Below are 2587 nucleotides of genomic sequence, written 5' to 3' on the forward strand. Positions count from 1 at the left end.
ACCCCGGGCGCCTCGACGACGCCGTCGCGAGCACCGGTGCGCCGGGCCAGCCGCACGACGCGCGCGACGGCGTCGTCGAGGCGCCCGGGGTCGACCAGGGCCGCGCCCACCGCCTGCGCCAGGGCCGGGCCGAAGAAGCGCGGTGCGCCCGGCATCTCCAGGTCCAGCCCGGCGTTCGCGGACCGGACGGTGTCCCTGGTGGCGAACCAGTCCGAGACGACCACGCCGTCGAAACCCCACTCGTCCTTCACGACGGCGATGAGGTCGGCGTTCTCGCAGCAGTGCTCCCCGCGCAGGCGGTTGTAGGCCGTGAGCACGCACCAGACGCCGGCGGCGACGGCGTCCTCGAACGGGGCGAGGTAGACCTCGCGCAGCTGCGCCTCCCCGACGGCCACGTCCATGGCCTGCCGCTGCGTCTCGGTGTCGTTGGCCACCAGGTGCTTGGCGCACGCGGCGACCCCGTGCTGCTGCAGGCCGCGGATCCAGGCGCTGCCCAGCGCACCGGTGAGGTGGGGGTCCTCGGAGAACATCTCGAAGCTGCGCCCCGAGGAGGGGGTTCGGGGCAGGTTGAGGTTCGGGCCCAGGACCACGTCGACCTGCTGCTCGCGCGCCTCCGCGCCGAGCAGGGACCCGATGCGCCGCACCAGGTCCGGGTCCCAGCTGGCGGCCAGGGCCGTGCCGGAGGGCAGCAGCGTGGCGGTGTCGCGCTCGTCCATCGTGCGGCTCACGAGTCCCAGCGGGCCGTCGAGAAGGGTCAGGGGCCCCGCACCGGCCTCCGGCAGCCCGTGCGCGGTCCAGCCGTTCACCCCGGCGGTGGCGGCGGCGCGCTGCTCCAGCGACAGGCTCGGCGCCAGGACCTCGGCGGGTGCTCCGGTGGGCGCGCTCACCGGGCGACGCGGAAGTGCGGCATGACCCGCTCGGCGAACAGCCGCAGGGACTGCTCCGTCGCGTGCCGGCGTTCGGGGGTGAGCGGCCCACCCATGAAGCCACCGAGGAGGTTCCCGACCCCGAGGTCGGCGTACTCCGCGAGCTTGGCGGTGACGGTCTCGGGGGAACCGTGCAGGCACCAGACGCGCTTCCACTCCGGCGTGGTCGCGTCCACCGGGTCGCGCAGGTCGACACCGCTGATGCCCTCGGCCGCCTTGTTGGCGACGTGCTCGCGCTCGACCGTCCGCTGGTACTGCCGCAGCAGGACGTCGAGCTCGGCCTCGGCCGCGTCGTCGGTCTCGGCGACGTGGACGTACTGGTAGCTGTGGGTGGTCCAGTCGAGGGCGTGGTCGACCACGTCCCGCGGGTGACCGGCGGCCTCGAGGGCGCTGCGGTACCGGGTGTACGACTCGGCGAACACCTCGAAGGGCTTCTCCGGGGTCAGGTCGGGCGGCAGGAAGTTCAGGACGAACGCGGGCTGGCCCAGCCGGGCGGCGCGCTCGGTGCTGGAGGGCCGGGCGGCGACGGACATCATCGTGGGCGTGGCGCGGAAGGGTCGCGGGCTGATGCGCGAGACCACGGCGCCGGAGTAGTGGCTGTTCTGGAAGACGACGGGCTCGTCCTCGGGCGCCTTGGCCAGCAGCCGTCCGACGATCTCGAGGTTCTCCTGCGACAGGCGGGTGGTGTCCTGGAAGTCGACGCCGAAACCGATCGACTCCTCCGGCGTGGTGCCGGAACCGACCCCGACCAGCACCTTCCCGTCGGTCAGCTGGTCGAGCAGGGCCATGCGCTCGGCGAAGCGCACGGGGTGGTGCAGCGGGACGGTCTGCACGCTGAAGCCGTACCAGAGCTCGGGGCGCCGGGCGGCCAGGTGGGCGGCGAACATGAAGGGGTCGGAGGCCTGGGGGGCGTACCCGGTGAAGTGGTGGTCGGGCTGGAACACGGCGTCGAAACCCAGCTCGGCGCCGCGGTCGACGTGCTCGACCAGCGCGTCCAGGACCGCCCGGTCCTCGTGCGGGCCGGTCGAGCGGGTGGTGAGGAACAGCGAGAAGTGCATCGGGACTCCGTCGTCTCTCGGCCCACGGGTGTGGGGTGGCTCTCGGTGAGGTGCGCTGCGGCTCAGGGCAGGACGGGTGCGCTGTAGGCGCCCCTGGCGAAGACCAGCGGTGCGCCCGCCGGGGTCGCGCCGGTCTCGTCGCCGACGCCGAGACCCAGGACGCGGCCCAGCACGATGTCGTGGTCGCCGGCGGTGACGACGTCGTGCACCGCGCACTCGACCCACGCGACGGCCCCGGCCACGACGTGCAGGCCCGACGGGGTGTGCAGCCAGCCGAACCGCTCGAAGCGGTCGGCCTCCTTGCGGGCGAACGCGCGGCAGACCTCCTGCTGGTGCGATCCGAGGACGCTGGCCGCGAACCGCCCGCTCTCCCGCACCCGGGGCCAGGTCGTCGACCTGCGGTCGGGCATGAAGCAGACCAGTGGCGGGTCCATCGAGACGGACCCGAAGGTGCCGACCACCATCGCCGCCGTGGGGGCGGGGGCCCCTGGTGCGCCGCTCGTGACGAGGGTGACCCCCGTCGGGACGTGACCCAGGACGTCGCGGAAGGCACGGGAGTCGGCCGTGTCCACCGTCTGCAGCGGGGCGGCGGTGGGGGTGGGA

Annotated in this window: 3 protein-coding genes; all 3 read right to left on the bottom strand. The window is 73.9% G+C overall.

All coding sequences use genetic code 11. The annotated features are described in order from the left end of the window. Nucleotides 1-887 (bottom strand): glycoside hydrolase family 3 protein (locus GTR02_RS21220; RefSeq protein WP_166609457.1); only part of this gene is annotated, 887 nt, incomplete at its 3' end. Further along, nucleotides 884-1984, bottom strand: a complete 1101-nt coding sequence (locus GTR02_RS21225) for an LLM class flavin-dependent oxidoreductase (RefSeq protein WP_166609458.1) — start codon at nt 1982-1984, stop codon at nt 884-886. The genes GTR02_RS21225 and GTR02_RS21220, both read right to left, overlap by 4 nt. 62 nt (nt 1985-2046) lie before the next feature. Further along, on the bottom strand, nt 2047-2587 hold a 541-nt coding region (locus tag GTR02_RS21230; protein WP_166609459.1), incomplete at its 5' end, for a flavin reductase family protein.

Origin of the sequence: Kineococcus siccus, assembly GCF_009906795.1 — a bacterium.
Taxonomy (GTDB): Bacteria; Actinomycetota; Actinomycetes; order Actinomycetales; family Kineococcaceae; genus Kineococcus; species Kineococcus siccus.

Bases quoted from the DNA above. Each gene is read 5' to 3' on its own strand.
- GTR02_RS21225 (WP_166609458.1), bottom strand. From the start codon at position 1,984: ATGCACTTCTCGCTGTTCCTCACCACCCGCTCGACCGGCCCGCACGAG.